Genomic DNA, 17,691 nt, shown 5'->3' with positions numbered 1-17,691 from the left:
GAACGTACGCATGGCCTCGCGTGAGCTGTTCCACGGTCGACTCGAAGCTGCGGTGTTACTCGCACCGACGGTCCTCGTCTCGGTCGTCTTCCTCTACTACCCGACGGTTATGGCGTTCCGAACGAGCCTCTTCGATGCCGGCTTTGGGCAGGCCCCGGCGTTCGTCGGAGTCGAGCACTATCAGACGCTGTTGACCGACCCGGCGTATCACCGGAGCGTCGGCATATCGGTCCTCTTTGCGGCGCTCGTCGTCGGCGGCGTCATGGTCGTGTCGCTGTACCTGACGTTCCTCATCCACGAGGTCGACGTCCGACAGGGGGCGTACCTGATCGCCGTCATCTGGCCGTACGCACTCCCGCCAGCGGTCGCCGCGCTCGTCTTCTTGTTCATCTTCCATCCGACACTCGGTGTGCTCACGGGGCCGATAGAGACACTCGGTGTCGACCTCGACTGGTTCAACGACGGCCCACAGGCGTTTGCCGTCGTGACGCTCACTGCGATATGGAAACAGATCGGCTACAACGTGATCTTCATGATCGCCGCGATGAACACGATTCCCGACGCGCTCACCGAGACAGCACGGCTCGACGGGGTGAGCCGGCTGCGACGACTCGTCTCGGTGTACGTCCCGATGATGACGCCGACGCTGTTTTTCCTCGTGATCATCAACACGATCTACGCGTTCTTCGGCACGTTCGCGTACGTCGACCTGCTGACGAGCGGTGGACCGGCGAACGCGACGAACGTGCTCATCTTCGATCTGTATCGAGAGGCCTTCTCGTATTTCAACTTCGGCGTCGCCTCGAGCAAATCGGTCGTCCTGTTCGTCGTCGTCGGGCTCCTGATGCTCGTCCAGTTCCGGCTGACGGACAAGTACTCCTACTACGGTGGCTAAGATGGGTGGAATACGCCAGTACGCGAGACGGTGGATCACAGACAGACGCGAGGACGGGTCGCCCACGCAGCCGCGTGACACGGTGGACCGAATCGGTACCGATGGGGTGGCCGTTCACGCCCAGCTCTGGGTCCTCACACTACTCATCGTGTTCCCGATTTTCGTTGCGCTCACCGTGAGCACCAAACAACAGGGGATCGTCACCAGTCTGCCGGACCTGATTCCCGGGACCCACGCGGTCGACAACTACCGTGAGGCGCTCGTCGGCTACGGCTTCGCCCGGTTCATGTGGAACTCGTTCGTGATGGCCGTTATCGTCGTCGTCGGGAAGCTCGTCGTTTCGGTTCTCGCTGCGACGGCGATCGTCTACTACCGGGTGCCGTACAAGGACCTTGTCTTTGTGTTCGTCCTCTTTACGCTGTTGTTACCGGTGCCAGTTCGGTTCGTCCCGTTGTTCCAGCTCGTAAACGACCTCGGCTGGGGCAACAGTCTGCTCGCGATCACCGTCCCGTACCTCGCGAGCGCGACGACGGTGTTCATCCTCCGCCAGCACTTCCTCTCGATTCCCGCGTCGATCGTCGAGACGGCCAAGCTCGACGGCGTCGGACCGCTCCGGTTCGTGTGGTCGGTGTTGATCCCGATGTCGCGGGGGGTCCTCGTCGGCGTCTCGATCATCATGTTCGTGTACGCGTGGAACCAGTACCTCTGGCCGCTCGTGATCATCGACTCGGAGGCCAACCAGGTCGCACAGGTCGGACTCCAGCTGTTACAAGGCGACGTACAGGGCGGACAGCTCTCGTGGTCGCTGGTGATGGCGGGGTCGGTGTTGACGCTTTTGCCGCCGCTCGCGCTCATGATCTACTTCCGTGACCCGCTGTTGAAGACGTTCACTATCCAACAAAAATGACGACACTAACGCTGCGAAACCTCTCGAAGTCGTTCGGCGACGTGGTCGCCGTCGACGGTATCGACCTTCGGATCGGCGACGGCGAGTTCCTCGTCGTCGTCGGGCCAAGTGGCTGTGGGAAGAGCACCACGCTGCGGCTGCTCGCCGGGCTCGAACGCGCGACCGGCGGCGAGATACGCATGGGTGGTCGCGAGGTCACTGCGACCGAGCCACAGGATCGGAACGTCGCGATGGTGTTTCAAAACTACGCGTTGTACCCGCACATGACCGGTCGACGGAACATCACCTTCGGGATGAACACCGCGGGCGAGCTCTCCGACGCGGAGATCGACCGACGGGTACGGTCGGCCGCCGAGACGCTCGACATCGCCGATCTCCTCGACCGAAGGCCGCAGGCGATGTCGGGCGGTGAGCGCCAGCGCGTCGCGCTGGGGCGGGCCATCGTCCGCGACCCGGACGCCTTCCTCATGGACGAGCCGCTCTCGAATCTCGACGCGAAGCTCCGCATTCAGATGCGCGCAGAGCTCACGCGTCTCCACGCTGAACTCGGTACGACGACGGTGTACGTCACCCACGACCAGACGGAGGCGATGACGCTCGGCGAGCGCGTCGTGGTGATGAACGACGGGCAGGTGATGCAGGTCGACGCCCCACAGACGCTGTACGACTTCCCGGCGAACCGGTTCGTCGCGGAGTTCATCGGTGACCCAGCGATGAACATGATCGACGTCGACCTCGTGGACGGCGTCGCTGTCGGCGAGGCCATCGAGGTGCCGCTTCCCACGGTCGACCCCGACCCCGACGGGTGTGGTGGGACCGACGGGCACGCCGTCGCGCTCGACCGGGCCCTCCCGGGCGAGTCACGGTTCGTCCTCGGCGTCCGACCCGAAGACCTCTATCTCGACTCGGAGCGCCCGGACCTCGAGTCGGGCTCGATCGACGCGACGGCCGAGGTCACCGAACCGCTCGGCGACAGCCTTCTCGTCCACTGTTCGGCGGGAGAAGTGGGGTTCAAACTGGAGGCGCCACCACGGACGACTCTCGAACCCGGCGAGTCCGTGACCGTCCGGCCGGACCCGGAACGGCTCCATCTCTTCGACGCCGAGACGGGTGCCGGCGTGTATCACGCCGCGGCGAGCGGTGCGGGTGTGACGGCCGAGCCGCCGGCGTCACACGGCCGTCACTGAGCCGGCGTCACCTCGGCCGCCTTCGCTCGCGCCTTCGCGACGACGGACGGTCGGGCCTCGAAGCTGACGGCGACGTGGTCGTCCGCGTACGACTCCTCGTCGACGTGGGCGTGGTCGTACACCCACGAGACGAGGCTCATCGCCTCGTCGGACACCGGGAGCAACAGCCGTTCGCGCTCCCAGTCGGGGAGTTCGGCTTCCACGCGGTCACGGAGCTCGGCGACGCCGGCACCGGTCCGTGCCGACACGGCGACCGAGTTCGGAGCCAGTCCGGAGAGCGCCGCCTGCTTGTCTGCGAGCTCGCCAGGCGCGAGCCGGTCGACCTTGTTGAACACGGTCACGATCGGTGCCTCGGCGCGCTCGTAGAGCGTGTCGTGGCTCGTGACGAGCTTCTCGCGCATCGTCTCGACCGACTCGCTGGCGTCGACGACGAGCAGGACGAGGTCGGCCCGGTAGACGGAGTCGAGCGTCGACTCGAACGACTCGACGAGCCAGTGTGGGAGGTCGGCGATGAACCCGACGGTGTCGGTGAGCAGCACGTCTCGTCTGTCCATCGCCGCCCGGCGGGTCGTCGTGCCGAGCGTGGTGAAGAGCATGTCCTGTGACTCGGCGGTTCGGTCGAGGTCCGGGTGGCGGCCCTCGTTCTCGTCGACGTCGAGCTCCGCGGCCAGCCGGCGCATCAACGTCGATTTGCCGGCGTTCGTGTAGCCGGCGAGCGCGACGAGGTCGAAGCCGGAGTCACGGCGTTGTTCGCGGCGGGCCTGTTCTTTTTTCGCGATCGACGACAGCTCGTCGCGAATCTCGGATATCTGCCGCTTGATGTCTCGTTCGACGCTCTCGTCGTACTCGCCGAGTCCCATGAATCCGGGGCGCTCGTCGCGCTTCGCGAGGCTGGCTTTCGCCTCCGCGCGCGGGAGTTCGTATCGTAGCTCGGCGAGTTCGACCTGGAGCTGTGCTTTTCGGGTGTTCGCACGCTGGCCGAAGATCTCGAGGATGAGGGTGAAGCGGTCGACCACCGCGACGCCCTCGGGCAACACGCCCCCGACGTTGAACGTCTGGTACGGCCCGAGGTCGTTGTCGACCACGACGCAGTCGGCGTCGGCGGCGAGCACGCGGTCACGCAGCGTCGCGACCTTCCCCTCGCCGAACATGAACGCGGCGTCTTCGGTTCGCGTCTGCGTCAGCTCGCCGACGACGTCGTAGCCCGCGGCGGCCGCGAGACGGCGGATCTCGGTGAGGTCGGCGTCGCCCGCGTCGACCCGCTTGGCGACGATCGCACGCCGACCGTCGGGGTCGGCCCGTCGTCGGCTTTGATCGGTGGCCCGGTCGTCGCGGGTGCGTTCGGAGCGGTCGGGATCCGTCGCGTGCCGGTCGATCCCGGTCGGCCGGTCGCTCACAGCAACAGCCCCCTGGCGGCGTACGCGGCGTGATGTGCAGCCTGCACTGTTTCGCGCTCACCTATGCTCTCGACGTATTTAAACTCGGTCGAGAAGTTCACCGCGACTCGCGTCGCTGGCTCCTCGTAGAACTCGCCGCGCTCGGCGACGACCGGGCACTCCGGGGGCGTCGGGAGGTCGGCCACCGCCGCTGCTGTGAGCCGCACGGTCGCCTCGAGCGTCGGTTCCACACTCGCCGTCGCGAGGCCGATGCCGTGGACCGACCGGATCCGCGTGGAGTCGACGGTCGCGTGGACGGCGGCCGCGACCATCCGGTACGCGTCGTCCTCTTCGTGTCGGCCGCTGATGTCGATGCCGGCGACCTCAGGGGTGGGCGCGGGCCACCTCGGTTCCGTCGAGCTGCGCCTCGGCGATTCGGTGCACACGGAGGATACGCCGTGCCGGGATTTGAATCCTCGCGTCAGCGCGCGAGCGGCATGTTGTAGCTCGTCTCTTCTGCCATGACGAGCTCCCACGTCGACTCACACGCACACGAGACCTGCTCAAAGACGGTCGGGTCCTGCCGGCGGTCGAAGTCTTTGATCGCCGTCTGGACGCGGTCGTCACACTCGCCACAGTTGTGTGCGCCGCGGTCGGAGCCGTGGCCGACGGGGTCCGAGATCACAATGGCGTCGACGTCGGCCGTCTCCGCGAGCACGTGTGCGACCGACCAGAGCCACGGCGGGCGGTACCCGCCCTCGAAGAAGAGCTCATCGACCATCGTGTACCGCTGGACGTTACACGGGTTCATCGAGACGGTGTGACAGCCGTCGACGGCAGCACACCGCCGGATCGAGTCGACCATGTCCGCGGCCGCCTCGGGCTCCGCGAGGAACGGCGGTTTCAACAGGAGGTAGGCTTTCACGCCCACGGCCGCGTCGAAGGCGTCGTCTGCTGTGGCCGCCTCCGCGCAGGCGGCTTCGAAGTCGGCGAACGCGAAGTACTTGTTCACGCAGTCGCGGCGCACGCGGTCGGTCGCCGTCTCTAAGCCGACGGCGACGTCGGTCGCGATCCCGTGTTCGGCGAAGTCTGCGATCTTCTCGCGGTCGACGAAGTCCGGGAGCGACTCGACCACGATTCGGTCGCGGTCGGCGAACGTCTCGGCGATGGCCCGACGCGTCTCGGCGGGCACCTCGCGTTCGTCGAGGAACGATCCGGAGGTGTAGATCTTCACGAGCGGAGCCGGCTCGTCGGCGTGCTCGCGCTCGTGGGCTAGACAGGCGTCGATCTGCGTCATAAGCGCATCGTGGCTCACGCGTCCTCCCTCGACGGATTCGGCGACGTACCCACACATCGTACAGCCGCCGGCGCGAGCCCACCGGCAGCCGCCGGTGTTCAAGATGATCGTGAGTGACTCGACGACACCGTCGGGGGTGTTGTCTTCGTCGATCCACACCCTCGTGGGCTGTGTCGGATCGTACGTCTCCGACCGCTCGGCACGGATGTCGCGCATCACCGCGTTGTGGGCGTCCATGCCGCGCCCTCGCTCTGCGGGCTCCGGGCTCGGGTTGCTCATGACAGAGGTCTACGAGCCTGCGCGTAAATCCGTGTCGACGCGGCGGCGATACGGACCGTTCGTTCAGGACGAAGCGTGGATTCCGGCACGGATCACGGCGTGACCAACGACGCCCACACACGCGCCCGCCGCGTTTGCTGCCGCGTCGACCCAGGCGAACCGGCGCCAGGGAACGAGCGTCTGGACGAGCTCGATACCGAACCCGACGGCCACGGCGACGCCGACCGCAACCGCAGCGGCGAACACGTGCCGTCGTTCGACCGGTTGAACCCGCGCGAGGCTCGCGGCGAGCGCTGCGTACCCACTCAGGTGGAAGACGAGCGTCGGGCCCCGTGCGCCCGCACTCGCGGGCTCCAGTACCCCAATGGCTGGGACGGGGACGATCGATGCCCCGAGGACGAGGACGACGATTGCACACACGAGTCGCCACCGTCGAACCCGCGTCGCAGCGCCCGGACGGGTGCCGTCGGAGCGGGTGCACTCGCCTGAGTCGGCCTCGCGTGGCGTCACGTCGCCGCTGGCACCGACGTCGTCGCGGGCCACCCCGTGCGTGGCCGTGTCGGCGCGGTCGTGGCGCCCTGAGGGGCCGTGCTCGTCGGGCATCGGCCACGATAGGGGCTGGGCGGTGGTGAGTGTTCGCGTCGGATCGGTCGGTGGCGTAAGTACACTCAGTTACGTTACGACGTGAAGAACTAACACGATTCGGGCCGTATATAATGATAGAGCATTACATGACCGAGATGGGCGGCTTCAGAGACCGAGTGGCACAGGTCGACCTCACCGAGGGCGACGTGGCGTATCGCGGCGTCGACGACGAGGACGCGAAAAAGTACATCGGCGGACGCGGGCTCGGGGTAAAGTACGTCTTCGACGCCGGACCGGACGTCGACCCGATGGGGCCGGACAATCGGCTGGCGTTCATGACCGGCCCGCTCACCGGGACGCAAACGGTGATGAGCGGCCGGATCGCGCTCGTGACGAAGTCACCGCTCACGGGAACCGTCACCGACTCACACCACGGCGGCTGGTCCGGCGCGCGGCTCAAGTGGGCCGGCCTCGACGGCATCCTCTTGGACGGCGCGAGCGAGTCGCCGGTGTACCTCGTCGTCGAAGACGGCGACGTCGAGGTTCGCGACGCCTCACACGTGTGGGGCATGGGCGTCCACGACACGATCGATGCCCTCGGCGAGGAGGTCGACGGAACGGTCGGTCGAAACGTCTCCGTGATGACGATCGGCCAGGCCGGCGAGAACGGCGTCCGGTACGCCTGCGTGCTCAACGAGGACGACCGCGCCTCGGGTCGTGGCGGTACCGGCGCGGTGATGGGCTCGAAGAACGTGAAGGCGGTCGTGGTAAAGAGCGGGACTGACATGCCCCGGCCCGCCGACCCGGAGACGTTCCAGACGGGGTACCAGCAGGCGATGGAGGTCATCCGTGAGTCCGACGTGACGGCCCCCAACGAGGGTGGCCTCTCGATGTACGGCACCAACGTCCTGATGAACGCCACCGAGGAGATGGACGGCCTTCCGACGAAGAACGCCCAGTACACCTCGACGGAGGCGTACGGCGGCACGGAAGCGGCCGACGTAGACGCCGAACGCGTCTCGGGTGAAAACGTCCGCGAGAACATTCTCGTCGACGAGCCGACGTGTCACTCCTGTCCGGTCGCGTGTAAAAAAGAGGTCGAGGTTCAGCTACATCACAAAGGCCAGGACATGAACGTCCGGACGGAGTCGTACGAGTACGAATCCGCGTGGGCGCTCGGCCCGAACGCCGGCCACACGGAACGCGACGAGATCGCGCTGATGTTGGAGCGGTGTAACGACGTCGGGGTCGACACCATCGAGGTCGGGAACACCATCGCGATGGCGATGGAGATGACGGAGCAGGGCAAACTCGACGTCGGAGTCGACTGGGGCGACGCCTCGCGGATGGTCGACCTCATCGACGAGATCGGCGAGCGGTCGACGGAGCTTGGAGACCTCTTAGCGGAGGGCCCAGAGCGCGTCGCAGAGCGCAAGGACGCACACGACAACAAGCTCTCGGTCAAAGGCCAGAGCATCGCGGCGTACGACCCGCGCTGTATGAAGGGGATGGCGATCGCCTTCGCGACCTCGAACCGCGGCGCGTGTCACCTCCGGGGGTACACCCCGGCCGCGGAGATCCTCGGGATTCCAGAGAAGGTCGATCCGTACGAGTGGGAGGGCAAAGGCGAGCTCACCGCCACGTTCCAGGATCTGCACGCGATCTCCGACTCCTTCGACATCTGCAAGTTCAACGCCTTCGCCGAGGGAATCGAAGAGTACGTGCTCCAGTACAGCGGGATGACCGGCCACGAGGTGACCGAAGAGGACCTCTTCGAGGCCGGCGAGCGCATCTACACGCTCGAGCGGTACTTCAACAACCTCGCCGGCTTCGACGGCGAAGACGACACGCTCCCGGGACGCTTCGTCAAAGGGCACCCGGACGCGATTCCGGGTTCCGGAGCGAGTGAAGGCGAACTCGCCGAACTCGACCTGATGAAAGCGGAGTACTACGACTGTCGGGGCTGGGTCGACGGGGTCGTTCCCGACGAGAAGCTCGCCGAGCTCGACATCGATATCGGACCCGGAACGGGCGTCTCTGCGGGCGACTCGGCGGCACCCGCCGACGACTGAGCGAGCGTCAGCGCCGACTCACGACACCGATTTTTTCCGGTGATTCCCACCAGCAGCGTCCGGTCTGTACCCGGTAGACTTCCCGCGCCGCGAAAACGAGTAGCACGTTCTTTGTGACGTACCGTAATCATGTGCGTGGTGAGATACGATGCCAATCGAAGACCTCGCCCGTGACGACGTCGTAACCGCCACACCAGACACGCTCGTGGGGATCGTGACGGCCGACGACCTCACCGAGCTGCTCGCCGACGAGCACCAGCAGTTCGCCTCCGTGGTCCAGGCACAGCGACCGGCGTACTGATCAGCTGTGGTGTCGCACGCGGGCACCCGGGCACTCGTCTCGGTCGGCACCGGCGTGACCGCGTTCCTCGTCGTGACGGCTGGGCTCGCAGCAGCGCTGACGCCACACGTTGCGTTTTCGGTTCTCGTCGCACTCCCTGCCGGCGTCGCCGTCGGAGTGGTCGTCGGTCTCCTGAGCGGGAGCCGACTCTGGAGTCACGCGTCGCTTCGACCGCTGCTGTTCGGTGCGGGCGCGGTCGGCTACACCCTCGTCGGCGGTGCCGCGGTGACGTATACGGTTCCACAGACTCGTGGGTACCTCACTGTCCGGCAGACAGCCGTCGCCGCCGGGGTCGTCGGAGCCGCCGTCTTCACTGCTGCTCGTGCGACACGGCGTGTCGACACCGCACGACGAGACTGAGGTGTGCGATACACCCGACAGCCGCACGGTACGGCTGACAGCAGCGGTCACGCGAGGTCGGTCGGGTGCGTGCCGCCTCCTCAGAGGACGACGAACCGGAGGACCCAGAGGACGCTCATGCCGGCCGCGATCGTCGCGAACACGTTCTCGGTCCTCCACGCGACGACCCCGGCGGCGACGCCGGCGATCAGCCGTTCGTCGACGAACGTCGCCGTCACCGTCGACTCGACGGTGACTAGGTCCGGAACGACCAGCGCTGCGAGGACGGCGGGCGGGACGTACGTGAGTGGTCGACGAATCCGCGGCGGCACGTCTTCGATCCGCCCGAAGAGGTAGATGAACGAGAGGCGAAATCCGAACGTCGCGAGCCCGATGACGACGATCGCGACCCAAACGCGGACCGAGCCGCCGAGGCTTCCGAGGAATCCGCCGGTAGGGTCGGTCACGAGGCCGCCCCCTCGACGAGCAGTCCGGCACCGACCCCGCAGACGGCGCCGGCCAGGAGACCGAGGTTGAGCGGGAGTCCAGCGGCCGCGACCGCGACCGCGCCGCCGACGAGGCCCGCCGCGGTGGTCGGTCGGTCCTTCATCGCCGGCACGAGTAGCGCGAGGAAGACGAGCGGGACCGCGAACGTGAGTCCCCACGCGTCGGGGACGCCGGTACCGACGGCGACGCCGACGACCGTGCCGGCCTGCCAGACGACCCACAGCGACGCCGCGACCCCGAGGTAGTACCGCCAGCGAACTCGGTCGGGTGACCGCTCGAACTCGGCGACGGACAGCGCGTACGCCTGGTCGGTGAGGAGGTACGCGAGCCCGGCCCGCAGTCGGGTGCCGTACCGCGAGAAGTACGGGGCGATCGACGCCGAGTACATCACCATCCGGAGGTTGATCACGACGGCGGTCCCGACCACGACCGCGAGCGGTGCGTCCGCGCCGAGCAAGTCGAGCGCGGCGAGCTGTGAGGCACCGGCGAACACGACGACCGAGAGGCCGAGCGCCTCGGCGAGCGAGAATCCAGCGTCGACGGCGGCGATGCCCGCAACGAGTGCGAACGGAACGATCCCGAGCATGAGCGGTGAGACGTCGCGCACGCCGGCAAGGAGGTCGGCGTCGACGGGACCGTCGTCACCCCGGCTCATTCCCGTGGGTACGGCAGTTCGTCGTACTTCGCGGCGAGGTACTCCGTGTGCTCCAGTTTCGTCGTCGCCTTCCTGAGGGTCCCTAAGAGCGAGTGTACCTCCCGAGCCGTCGGGTGGGCGCGACCGAGGAGACGACGCATCAACAGCGCGTTCTTCTCACGGCGGTGCTCGCGCTGGCCGGTCGCGGCGAGGAAGTCGCCAAAGTGGTCGTGGAATCGCTCGACGTCCGCCTCCGGCGCGCGGGTGACGTCTGTGTCCGGGAGCTGCGTCTCTTCAACGGTGAGCTCACGGAGTTCGTACAACAGCACCGTCGCCGCTTGGCCGAGGTTGAGCACTGGATAGTCGGCGGACGCAGGGATCGAACACACCTCGTCGAGCTGCGACAGCTCGTCGTTGTTGAGCCCGCGCCCCTCCCGGCCGAACACCAGCGCAGTCGGCGCGTCGACCGTCCGGAGCGACTCGCGGAGTTCGACCGGTGTCTTGAACGGGAACCGCTCGTGGCTGCGGTCGTCCTCTCCGGTGATGGCGGTGGTGCCGACCGTGTGGTGGTTCTCGACGACCCACTCGAACGTCACCTCCTCGGCGTTCGGGAGGACGTCCTCACGCGCGTGGCCAGCGAACCCGTACGCCTCGCCGTCTTCAGCCAGCGCCGGCGGGTCCACGAGTTTGAGATCGTCGAGGCCGAAATTCTTCATCGCGCGTGCGATGGTGCCGACGTTCCCCGGCGTCTCGGCGTCGACGACGACTACCGTCGGCGGTGACCGACGCGACCGGTCGTCGGTCGACGGGGCCGGCTCCTCGCCGGTCATCGGTCCGTCGGGTACTCGGTCGAGAGGTCGACGTCCGACTCGGCGAGCGTCTCCTCGTCGAGCGAGTCGGCGAGTTCGGTCTCGGTCGGTTCGTCGCCGGCGAGCGCCCGGATGTCGATTCGTCGTCCCTCGAAGTTCTCCTCCATGCGCCGCTGCACCTCGAGCTGGTCGGGAAGCTCCGGCAGCCCCTCCGGGTCTTCGTCGACGTGTTCGACGGACTCGTACCCCGGTGGGGCCTCGTTGCCCGCGGCGATCCACTCGTGGAAGCGGTCACCGAACGTCTGCTCGCCGGCGTGGGCTGCGCCGCCGGCCTCGCGGTACCAGTAGACGAGGTCCGGCTCGTGAGCGTCACACAACAGCACCTCCCCGCCTGGCTCGCCGTAGACGATCGCCGCCTCAGCACAGCGGTGTGCCTCCTCCTCGCCGTGCTCGAGATAACAGACGTCACACGGCTTGTCGACGAGTCCAACGAGCCGAACCAGACGCTCTCGTGGCTCCTCGGGAATCTCCTCGAGGGGTTTCAACACGCCGTCCTCGGAGACGATGTCCGCTTCGTCGAATCGCCAGCCGCGGAGGCCAATGCTCACTTTCGCCATGAACGCGCGTTCGAGTGGACCAAATAAAAGCGCGTCCCTCCGTCCGAGACGGCGAACGCTTCCGGACCGGCTTTAACGATCGCGCTCGTGAACGACGTATGCGAAACGTGGAGGCCGCGGGCCTCGAGATCGGCCCCGATCACCCGCCGCGAATCATGGGCGTATTGAACGTCTCCTCGGAGTCGCCGTACGACCCCTCCGTGTACGACGACCCGGGAGAGGCGGCGGCGTACGTCGACGAGGAGCTCATCGGCGAGGGCGCCGACATCGTCGACGTCGGACTCGAGTCGGCGAACAAGGACCTCGACGTGCTCTCTGCTGAGGGAGAGCTGGCGCGACTCGACACCGCGGTCGAGACGCTCGAGTCGACCGCCGGCGACGCGGTGTGGTCGATCGAGACTCGCTACCACGAGGTCGCAGACGAGGCGCTCTCGCGCGGGTTCGACATGGTGAACGACATCTGTGGGTTCGCGGACCCGGAGATGCCCCGTGTCTGTCGGGAACACGACGCCGCCGTCTCGAAGATGGCCTCCCCGCCGGACCTCGAGCGACCGGGGGCCATCGAAGACGTCGACGAGATCTACGAGGCGCTCTCGATGAACGGCTTCACCGACAAGACGATCGTAGACCCGGCGTTCGGCGGCTGGTCGGCGGCGAAGACGCACGCCGACGACCGCGAGACGTTCCGTCGCCTCCGGGAGTTCGCAGGCTACGGCCGACCGATCCTCGTCTCGATAAACCGCAAGAGCTTCCTCAAGACGATCGCCGGTCGCAGCACCGAGGAGGCGCTCCCCGTCTCGCTCGCGGCGACCGCGATGGCCGTTGAGCGCGGCGCGAACGTGATCCGCACCCACGACGTCGCAGAGACGCGTGACGCCGCGCTGATCGGCGACGCGCTCGGGGCCGACGTCGTGACCAGAGACGGCACGGTGACCGTCCGTGAACTCGACGTCCAGACGCCACGTGAGGTTCGCCGGCGCCTCGACCGGCTCGGTGCCGTCGCTGCCGACGTCGCGGACGCGTCCGCAGTCACCACGTACGAGCTGACGGGGCTCTCTACGGCTGCGGCCGAGGCGCTCGAGGCGGCGACTCGAACGAGCGGTGCCGCGTTCGCCCGCGGCGTGCCGGCCGACGAGGCCGATGCCCGCCCCGGCCAGCAGGCGGGTCGTCGCGACCAGCGAGGACTGCTCGTCGGGACGGCAGCCGAACTCGCTGCCGTCGTCGAAACGGCGACGGGGACGTCGGACGCCCTCGACGAAGCGCTTCGGTCGGTCGGTCCTCGTCGTGAGTGACACCACGGCCGTCGGCGGCTCGCCCGCGTCGACCCGGGGGCGCCGATGAACTTCGAGACGTTCGAGCCCGTCTACGAGGCCATCCTCGCAGACCTCGGATTCGACCGCGGGGCAGACGAGCGAGCGCGAGACGTCGCAACGGCCCTCGCAACGTCGTTCTCGACGTCGCGGTTCGACGGCTGGGCGGGGGCCACGGTGGCGGTCGTCGGGGCCGCACCGTGTCTCGGTGACGAACTCGATCGGGTACGGGCGGCGGACGTCGTCGTCGCCGCGTCGACGGCTGCCGACGTCCTCTCACGGCACGGCATCGCCGTCGACTGTATGGTGACCGACCTGGACAAGAACCCCGAAACCGCGGCCGCACTCACCGACGCTGGTGTTCCGGTGGTCGCACACGCCCACGGCGACAACGTGCCTGCACTCCGCGAGTGGCTGCCTCGGTTCGACAGCGACCACACGATGGTGACGACGCAGGCGGCACCCATCGGTGCCGTCGACAACGTCGGTGGATTCACCGACGGCGATCGGGCGGCGTTCCTCGCCGATCACGTCGGCGCCGGCCGGTTGACGTTCCCGGGGTGGGCGTTCGACGACCCGGCCGTCAGCCCGATGAAGGCGCGAAAGCTCGAGTGGGCGGCGATGTTACTCGGGTGGCTCGAGCGGCGGCGAGACGAGCGGTTCGACGTGCTCGACGACCGTCGCAGTCGGGTTCGGCGTGCGTTCGACGCGCAGGTACGGTGAGTTACGCGCTTCGCGAGCCACGCGCCGCCGGATCGGCGCGCTTCGACGGGATATATACGCCACAATAGGGGTATTAATCGGGGTTCTTGTACCCGGACGGACGAACGTCGCACAATGCCACGAGCAGTGTTGTTGCAGTGTCCCGTCTGTGCTGCGGTCAGGGTGCTCGATGGCGGGACGGCGGTGGACGACGTACACCGGGTCGCGCGGAGCCACCTCGAAACGCACGCGCTGTCCGAGCCGCGGCGCGCCATCGGCACGCACCACGTCGCCGCCGACGCGCTTGAGCTTCTCGTCTCGGCGACGGATCGCGACCGCCTCCCGACGGCGGCGTGGTGTGATCCGGCGGCGACGTGGCTTCCGGACCAGATTGATGTCGACGCGGGACGTAGTGTACGCGTAGCCGCGATGGAACCCACAGCAGACGAACACCGATGAGACCGAGTGACGACGACGCGACCCGGACGACGGCTGCCGCCGGGCGGCGAGTGACGCCGAGTGTGCGACCGACGCCACCACGCCGATGACGGACATCGACCCGACGGACAGCGCGTACTACCTCAACCGAGAGCTCTCCGAGTTGGCGTTTCAGGGGCGGGTGCTCGCCGAGGGGATGGACGAGCGCAACCCGCCGCTCGAGCGACTCCGCTTTCTCGCGTTCTTCACGAAGAACACGGACGAGTTCTTCATGAAGCGGGTTGGCGGGCTCAAACAACAGATCGACGCCGGCGTGACCGAGACGACCCCCGACGGCCGAACGCCGGAGGCCCAGTGGCGAGAGGTACTCGATGCGGCCCGTCCGATGTTCCGCGACCAATCACGGTACTGGGAGGAGACGCTCGCGCCGGCACTCGCCGACGCGGGCATCGCGGTCTGTGATCCGGCGTCGCTCAGCTCGGCCGAGCAGACGGCGTTACAGACGTACTTCGAAGAGTCGATCCTCCCGACGCTGACGCCGCTGGCGTTCGACCCGGCACACCCGTTTCCGTTCATCTCGAACCTCTCGCTCTCGCTCGCGGTCCGGTCGGTAGACGAGAGCGGTGACGAGACGTTCACCCGGATCAAGGTGCCGCCGAATCGCCCGCGGTTGGTTCCGGTTCCCAACGCCGACGGCCGGTACGTCCTGATCGAGGACCTGATAGAGGCGAACCTCGACCTGTTACTGCCCGACCTGGAGATACTCGACGTCTCCAAGTTCAAAGTCACTCGCAACGCCGAGGTACGGCGCAACGAGGAGGTGGCCGAAGACCTCATCGAGGTGGTCGAAGAGGTGATAGAACAACGTCGGTTCGCGACGGTGGTTCGCCTTGAGGTCGGCGCGGACATGCCGGAGGCGTCGGTGGAGACGCTCAAGACGCAACTCGACGTGACCGACCGAGAGGTGTTTCGACGCGAGGGCCCGCTCGACTTCGAGGACTTCTTCGAGTTGACCGAACTCGACCGGCCCGAGCTGACGTTTCCGGCCTGGTCACCGAAGCCGCACCCGCGCGTTCGACCGGTGAACGGGGAGACCGGCGAGGGGGGCCACGACATCTTCGATGAGATACGGGCGGGTGACGTGCTCACGCACCATCCGTACCACTCCTTCGAGGGGACGGTCCAGCAGTTCCTCGACGCGGCCGCGACCGACCCGGACGTGCTCGCGGTGAAGGCGGCAATCTACCGGACGGCCAGCGACTCGAAGGTGATCCAGAGTCTCATCGACGCCGCAGACAACGGTAAACAGGTGGCGGTGATGGTCGAACTCAAGGCGCGCTTCGACGAGGAGAACAACCTCGAGTGGGTGCGCCAGCTCGAAGAGGAGGGGATCCACGTCGCGTACGGCACCGTCGGGCTCAAGACGCACACGAAGACGGCGCTCGTGGTTCGTCAAGAAGACGACGGCGTCCGACTCTACTCGCACGTCGGCACCGGCAACTACCACTCGGAGACCGCGAAGGGGTACGTTGACCTGGGGCTGTTGACCGCCGACCGGGACGTCGGACAGGACCTGACGAAGGTGTTCAACTTCTTTACCGGGCCGACGCTCGACGACCGGTTCCGCCGACTGCTCATCGCTCCGGTCACGATGCGCGAGCGATTCACCGAGATGGTCCGCCGGGAGGCCGCCCACGCCCGCGCCGGCGAACGGGCACGCATCGTCGTGAAGGTGAACGGCCTCGAGGATCCAGCGATGGTCGAGGCACTCTATCGGGCCTCGATGGCGGGCGTCGAGATCGACCTCGTCGTCCGGGACATCTGTCGGCTACGCCCAGGCATCGAGGGGCTGAGCGAGACGATCACGGTCCACTCGATCGTCGGTCGTTTCCTCGAGCACTCGCGGATCTTCTACTTCGAGAACGCGGGCGACCCAGAGTGGTACATCGGTTCTGCGGACTGGATGACGCGCAACCTCGATCACCGCGTCGAGGCCGTAACGCCGGTGACAGACGTTAGTCTTCGGCGGCAGCTGCGATTCATCCTCGAGACGTCGCTCGTGGACAACAGACGGCGGTGGGTGATGGACAGCGACGGCGAGTACACGCAGGTGACGCCCGGCGACGACCCGGTGTGTGACAGCCAGTCGGTGTTCATGGAGGCGACGGAGGCGGCCGTCGACCGCGGGTACGGCCCGGGAATGGCGGTCGACGCCGCACCGACCGACCAGGAGCTATTAGTCGAGTCGCTCGAGAACGACGGGGACGGTGGCGGCGACGGCGATAGCGGCGACGACGGTGGCGGTGATGATGATGGCGACGATGGCGATGACGAGGGCGACGACGGTGGCGGTGATGATGATGGCGACGATGGCGATAACGAGGGCGACGGCTGTGTCGGTGATGACGAGGGCGACGGCGACGATGGCGATGACGAGGGCGACGGCGACGATGGCGACGGCGCGAACGACGAGTCGGTGTTCGACGCGCATGCAGACCGGTGGTACCGGCCCGACAGCGAGACGTACGCGTGGGCAGTGCGAACCACGGACGGCGAGCGACGGTACTTCACGACTCGCGAGGGAGCCCGAGAGCGACTACTGTCGGAATACGAGACGAACGGTTGAGACGGTCGATCGGTCGTCGCGTGTCACCCGACGGTGACGATCTTCGCGTCGGTCCGTTCTTCGTGGGTCGTCGACTGGTCGACGGTCACGACGTCGTCCGCGTGGTAGTCGTAGGCGGTGAGCGACCCGCCGTAGACGCAGCCGGTGTCGAGCCCGACGGCGTGGTCATCGACCACCGGTGCCTCGTGGACGGTGTGGCCGAAGAACACGCGATGTGGCCCGTCGTACGTCTCGTACCAGAAGGGGCCGTCGTAGCCGTCGCCGCGCGGCGCCCGCATCGTGAGGAGGTCCTCGGCGGTGTGCTCGTCGAGTGGCCGGTCGGGGTCGACGCCGCCGTGAACGACGAGACACTCGGCAAAGGAGATCGCCACGGGGAGCGACTCGAAGTACGCGCGGTCGCCTGCGCGGAGCCAGTCGGGCGTCTTGTCGCCGCGGAGGATCTTCTGTTCGTTGTTGCCGCGGACGCTCAAGAGGCGGTCGTCGTCGCGAACGAGGTCGACGACGCCCGGGCTGTCCGGGCCCTTCCGGACGAGGTCACCGACGAAGACGACGATCCCGTCGTCGCCGAGGTCGAGCGTCGCGAGCAACGACTCGAGCGCCGATCGGCTGCCGTGGACGTCGCCGACGACGTAGACGTCGTCTGCGTCGTCTATCGTGAGCCGGTGGTGGTGCGGTTCGACGGTGTCGCTGAAGTGAGGGGTCGTGGCCATGGTGTCGGGGTGCGGCTCGGGTCGGTCGTACACCGATGTCGTATCGCATCGATGTAATTCG

The 17,691-nt window shown here is 67.1% G+C and carries 18 protein-coding genes and 1 pseudogene; 10 read left to right on the top strand and 9 right to left on the bottom strand.

Going from position 1 to position 17,691, the window contains the following annotated elements; all coding sequences use genetic code 11:
* Nucleotides 1–10 precede the first annotated feature (10 nt).
* From ACNTAO_RS00905 to ACNTAO_RS00895, 3 genes are read left to right on the top strand one after another with little or no spacing between them, the layout of a single operon-like run.
* Nucleotides 11–895: a carbohydrate ABC transporter permease gene (locus ACNTAO_RS00905; RefSeq protein WP_435160037.1), complete on the top strand. Its 885-nt coding sequence runs from the start codon at nucleotides 11–13 to the stop codon at nucleotides 893–895.
* A 1-nt stretch (nucleotide 896) separates the two neighbouring features.
* Nucleotides 897–1,802 (top strand): carbohydrate ABC transporter permease, encoded by a 906-nt coding sequence (locus ACNTAO_RS00900; RefSeq protein WP_435160036.1) that lies wholly within the window; start codon nucleotides 897–899, stop codon nucleotides 1,800–1,802.
* Entirely contained in the window at nucleotides 1,799–2,989 is a 1,191-nt protein-coding gene (locus tag ACNTAO_RS00895) for an ABC transporter ATP-binding protein (protein WP_435160035.1), read from the top strand. Before ACNTAO_RS00900 ends, ACNTAO_RS00895 begins: the two co-directional genes overlap by 4 nt.
* Here the strand turns inward: ACNTAO_RS00895 and hflX are convergent.
* The 4 genes from hflX to ACNTAO_RS00875 all read right to left on the bottom strand — a co-directional run bounded on the left by hflX (nucleotide 2,983) and on the right by ACNTAO_RS00875 (nucleotide 6,544).
* A complete protein-coding gene (gene hflX, locus ACNTAO_RS00890; protein WP_435160220.1) occupies nucleotides 2,983–4,263 on the bottom strand; it encodes a GTPase HflX in 1,281 nt (426 codons plus the stop codon). The genes ACNTAO_RS00895 and hflX overlap by 7 nt on opposite strands.
* Before the next feature lie 119 nt (nucleotides 4,264–4,382).
* Complete coding sequence (locus ACNTAO_RS00885; protein ID WP_435160219.1) at nucleotides 4,383–4,739, bottom strand: DUF2209 family protein; 357 nt, start codon at nucleotides 4,737–4,739, stop codon at nucleotides 4,383–4,385.
* 107 nt (nucleotides 4,740–4,846) lie between these two features.
* Nucleotides 4,847–5,941 carry an archaeosine biosynthesis radical SAM protein RaSEA gene (locus ACNTAO_RS00880; RefSeq protein ID WP_435160034.1) on the bottom strand — a complete coding sequence of 365 codons (1,095 nt, stop codon included), beginning with the start codon at nucleotides 5,939–5,941 and terminating at the stop codon, nucleotides 4,847–4,849.
* A 63-nt stretch (nucleotides 5,942–6,004) separates the two neighbouring features.
* Nucleotides 6,005–6,544, bottom strand: a complete 540-nt coding sequence (locus ACNTAO_RS00875) for a hypothetical protein (protein ID WP_435160033.1) — start codon at nucleotides 6,542–6,544, stop codon at nucleotides 6,005–6,007.
* A 128-nt stretch (nucleotides 6,545–6,672) separates the two neighbouring features.
* On the opposite strand from ACNTAO_RS00875, the gene ACNTAO_RS00870 reads away from it, so the two are divergent.
* The 3 genes and pseudogenes from ACNTAO_RS00870 (at nucleotide 6,673) to ACNTAO_RS00860 (ending at nucleotide 9,298) form a co-directional block, all read left to right on the top strand.
* Nucleotides 6,673–8,598, top strand: coding sequence for an aldehyde ferredoxin oxidoreductase family protein (locus ACNTAO_RS00870; protein WP_435160218.1), 1,926 nt, complete (start codon nucleotides 6,673–6,675; stop codon nucleotides 8,596–8,598).
* Nucleotides 8,599–8,800: 202 nt separating this feature from the next.
* Nucleotides 8,801–8,899 (top strand): annotated as a pseudogene (locus tag ACNTAO_RS00865) (CBS domain-containing protein); the annotation flags it as partial.
* A 6-nt stretch (nucleotides 8,900–8,905) separates the two neighbouring features.
* The gene (locus tag ACNTAO_RS00860) at nucleotides 8,906–9,298 is read left to right on the top strand and encodes a DUF8147 domain-containing protein (protein WP_435160031.1); all 393 of its coding nucleotides are present in this window, start codon (nucleotides 8,906–8,908) and stop codon (nucleotides 9,296–9,298) included.
* 80 nt (nucleotides 9,299–9,378) lie between these two features.
* Here the strand turns inward: ACNTAO_RS00860 and ACNTAO_RS00855 are convergent, their stop codons facing one another.
* Genes ACNTAO_RS00855 through ACNTAO_RS00840 form a run of 4 tightly spaced genes read right to left on the bottom strand, consistent with a single transcriptional unit; the run spans nucleotide 9,379 to nucleotide 11,844 of the window.
* On the bottom strand, nucleotides 9,379–9,744 hold the full coding sequence (locus ACNTAO_RS00855) for an AzlD domain-containing protein (RefSeq protein ID WP_435160030.1): 366 nt from the start codon (nucleotides 9,742–9,744) through the stop codon (nucleotides 9,379–9,381).
* Nucleotides 9,741–10,439: an AzlC family ABC transporter permease gene (locus ACNTAO_RS00850; RefSeq protein ID WP_435160029.1), complete on the bottom strand. Its 699-nt coding sequence runs from the start codon at nucleotides 10,437–10,439 to the stop codon at nucleotides 9,741–9,743. The genes ACNTAO_RS00855 and ACNTAO_RS00850 overlap by 4 nt, the downstream gene beginning before the upstream one ends.
* The gene (locus ACNTAO_RS00845; protein ID WP_435160028.1) at nucleotides 10,436–11,248 is read right to left on the bottom strand and encodes an RNA methyltransferase; all 813 of its coding nucleotides are present in this window, start codon (nucleotides 11,246–11,248) and stop codon (nucleotides 10,436–10,438) included. The genes ACNTAO_RS00850 and ACNTAO_RS00845 overlap by 4 nt, the downstream gene beginning before the upstream one ends.
* Nucleotides 11,245–11,844: a DUF8114 family protein gene (locus tag ACNTAO_RS00840; protein WP_435160027.1), complete on the bottom strand. Its 600-nt coding sequence runs from the start codon at nucleotides 11,842–11,844 to the stop codon at nucleotides 11,245–11,247. The genes ACNTAO_RS00845 and ACNTAO_RS00840 overlap by 4 nt, the downstream gene beginning before the upstream one ends.
* A 98-nt stretch (nucleotides 11,845–11,942) precedes the next feature.
* On the opposite strand from ACNTAO_RS00840, the gene ACNTAO_RS00835 reads away from it, so the two are divergent.
* From ACNTAO_RS00835 to ppk1, 4 genes are all read left to right on the top strand, one after another.
* Complete coding sequence (locus ACNTAO_RS00835; protein WP_435160026.1) at nucleotides 11,943–13,136, top strand: dihydropteroate synthase; 1,194 nt, start codon at nucleotides 11,943–11,945, stop codon at nucleotides 13,134–13,136.
* A 45-nt stretch (nucleotides 13,137–13,181) separates the two neighbouring features.
* Nucleotides 13,182–13,877 carry a 6-hydroxymethylpterin diphosphokinase MptE-like protein gene (locus ACNTAO_RS00830; protein ID WP_435160025.1) on the top strand — a complete coding sequence of 232 codons (696 nt, stop codon included), beginning with the start codon at nucleotides 13,182–13,184 and terminating at the stop codon, nucleotides 13,875–13,877.
* A 114-nt stretch (nucleotides 13,878–13,991) separates the two neighbouring features.
* Nucleotides 13,992–14,315: a hypothetical protein gene (locus ACNTAO_RS00825; RefSeq protein ID WP_435160024.1), complete on the top strand. Its 324-nt coding sequence runs from the start codon at nucleotides 13,992–13,994 to the stop codon at nucleotides 14,313–14,315.
* A gap of 85 nt (nucleotides 14,316–14,400) precedes the next feature.
* Complete coding sequence (gene ppk1 / locus ACNTAO_RS00820) at nucleotides 14,401–16,920, top strand: polyphosphate kinase 1 (protein WP_435160023.1); 2,520 nt, start codon at nucleotides 14,401–14,403, stop codon at nucleotides 16,918–16,920.
* A gap of 23 nt (nucleotides 16,921–16,943) precedes the next feature.
* Here the strand turns inward: ppk1 and ACNTAO_RS00815 are convergent, their stop codons facing one another.
* Complete coding sequence (locus ACNTAO_RS00815) at nucleotides 16,944–17,630, bottom strand: metallophosphoesterase family protein (RefSeq protein ID WP_435160022.1); 687 nt, start codon at nucleotides 17,628–17,630, stop codon at nucleotides 16,944–16,946.
* Between the last annotated feature and the right edge of the window lie 61 nt (nucleotides 17,631–17,691).

This window comes from Halorubrum zhoui (assembly GCF_051194155.1).
Lineage (GTDB): Archaea > Halobacteriota > Halobacteria > Halobacteriales > Haloferacaceae > Halorubrum.
The sequence above is the reverse complement of the archived record's forward strand: the minus strand, read 5'-3'. Positions and strand labels throughout refer to the sequence as shown.

Excerpts from the sequence above, each read along its gene's own strand:
- ACNTAO_RS00905 (WP_435160037.1), top strand. The coding sequence starts at position 11 with ATGGCCTCGCGTGAGCTGTTCCACGGTCGACTCGAAGCTGCGGTGTTA.
- ACNTAO_RS00900 (WP_435160036.1), top strand. The coding sequence starts at position 897 with ATGGGTGGAATACGCCAGTACGCGAGACGGTGGATCACAGACAGACGC.
- ACNTAO_RS00895 (WP_435160035.1), top strand. The coding sequence starts at position 1,799 with ATGACGACACTAACGCTGCGAAACCTCTCGAAGTCGTTCGGCGACGTG.
- ACNTAO_RS00880 (WP_435160034.1), bottom strand. The coding sequence starts at position 5,941 with ATGAGCAACCCGAGCCCGGAGCCCGCAGAGCGAGGGCGCGGCATGGAC.
- ACNTAO_RS00875 (WP_435160033.1), bottom strand. The coding sequence starts at position 6,544 with ATGCCCGACGAGCACGGCCCCTCAGGGCGCCACGACCGCGCCGACACG.
- ACNTAO_RS00870 (WP_435160218.1), top strand. The coding sequence starts at position 6,673 with ATGACCGAGATGGGCGGCTTCAGAGACCGAGTGGCACAGGTCGACCTC.
- ACNTAO_RS00850 (WP_435160029.1), bottom strand. The coding sequence starts at position 10,439 with ATGAGCCGGGGTGACGACGGTCCCGTCGACGCCGACCTCCTTGCCGGC.
- ACNTAO_RS00845 (WP_435160028.1), bottom strand. The coding sequence starts at position 11,248 with ATGACCGGCGAGGAGCCGGCCCCGTCGACCGACGACCGGTCGCGTCGG.
- ACNTAO_RS00840 (WP_435160027.1), bottom strand. The coding sequence starts at position 11,844 with ATGGCGAAAGTGAGCATTGGCCTCCGCGGCTGGCGATTCGACGAAGCG.
- ACNTAO_RS00835 (WP_435160026.1), top strand. The coding sequence starts at position 11,943 with ATGCGAAACGTGGAGGCCGCGGGCCTCGAGATCGGCCCCGATCACCCG.
- ACNTAO_RS00830 (WP_435160025.1), top strand. The coding sequence starts at position 13,182 with ATGAACTTCGAGACGTTCGAGCCCGTCTACGAGGCCATCCTCGCAGAC.
- ACNTAO_RS00825 (WP_435160024.1), top strand. The coding sequence starts at position 13,992 with ATGCCACGAGCAGTGTTGTTGCAGTGTCCCGTCTGTGCTGCGGTCAGG.
- ppk1 (WP_435160023.1), top strand. The coding sequence starts at position 14,401 with ATGACGGACATCGACCCGACGGACAGCGCGTACTACCTCAACCGAGAG.
- ACNTAO_RS00815 (WP_435160022.1), bottom strand. The coding sequence starts at position 17,630 with ATGGCCACGACCCCTCACTTCAGCGACACCGTCGAACCGCACCACCAC.